Consider the following 961-nt stretch of genomic DNA (forward strand, 5'->3'; position numbering starts at 1 on the left):
CGAACGAACGCGTCTCCGCAGTAGTTCGGCTGTTCGGCGACGTCGACGCCTGTCACGTGGAACCCGGCGAGCTGGTAGCCGCGGGCGGCTCCTCCCGCGCAGCAGAACAGGTCGAGCAGGCGCGGCCTGCAGGTCGTCCCGGCCCGGTTCACGTCGCGTCCTCGGTCGGTGCCCCGGCACGGGTGATGAGCGAGGCGACGGTCAACACGGTGGAGCTGTCCGAAGCGCCGAACCAGTCGACGATGCGCCGGTCGTACGTGCCGAGTCGAACGCCGGCGTCGGCGAGTGCGCGGTACAGCAGAGCGCGATTCTCGGCGTTGGTCTGGCACTCGATGCCCAAGGGCTCTGTGTCCAGCGGTTCGCGCGGAACGGGGACCTCTCGGACGGGCTCTGTCATGCTGGATTTCTCCTGTTCGCTGTAGGAGGTGCGGGAGCCCGGGGCGTCCGGCGACTTGGCGGAAGGCGGTCGCCCCGGGGCGGTTCTAGAACGGCGGTTCGGCGCTGTACGAGGTGCGCGGGCGGCGGCCGAGCGGGATGCGGATGCGCGGGCCGTCGTTGCAGGGGCAGGTGACGACGTCGGGTTCTTCGGGGTGGACGGCGCTGCCTTCCCACCAGCCGCCTTCGCCGTGGCAGTCGGGGCAGTGCGGGTCGGCGCCTCGTTCGATGTGGAGGGCGCGGTGGGCGCGGTAGATGTACCAGCGGCGGATGCGCACGCGGGTGTCTCCGTTCAGCCGATGGCGGACGTGAGGGCGTCGACAATGCCGGTGACGAACGTCGCGGTGGAGTTGTTGAGCGAGGCGGCGAACGTGGTCCCGGCGAGGTTGACTCCGGCGACGAACAGGCAGAACCCGGCGAGCTTCGGGGCCTTGTTCGAGGCGAGCAGGGCGAACGCGGCGAGCAGGAGGATGACGGGCAGGCCGATGCTCACGGTCGACCCGCCGGCGGCGAGAGTGGTCATGTC

3 protein-coding genes are annotated in these 961 nt (G+C 70.4%); all 3 read right to left on the minus strand.

What is annotated here, in order from left to right; translation table 11 throughout:
* Positions 1-148: 148 nt before the first annotated feature.
* Positions 149-397: a hypothetical protein gene (locus GT354_RS09905; protein ID WP_161355900.1), complete on the minus strand. Its 249-nt coding sequence runs from the start codon at positions 395-397 to the stop codon at positions 149-151.
* A gap of 85 nt (positions 398-482) precedes the next feature.
* Positions 483-713, minus strand: a complete 231-nt coding sequence (locus GT354_RS09910; protein WP_237534568.1) for a hypothetical protein — start codon at positions 711-713, stop codon at positions 483-485.
* Positions 714-727: 14 nt separating this feature from the next.
* Positions 728-961: hypothetical protein (locus tag GT354_RS52525; protein WP_237534569.1), on the minus strand; the 234-nt coding region annotated here is incomplete at its 5' end.

The organism is Streptomyces sp. SID3343 (assembly GCF_009865215.1).
GTDB lineage: Bacteria > Actinomycetota > Actinomycetes > Streptomycetales > Streptomycetaceae > Embleya.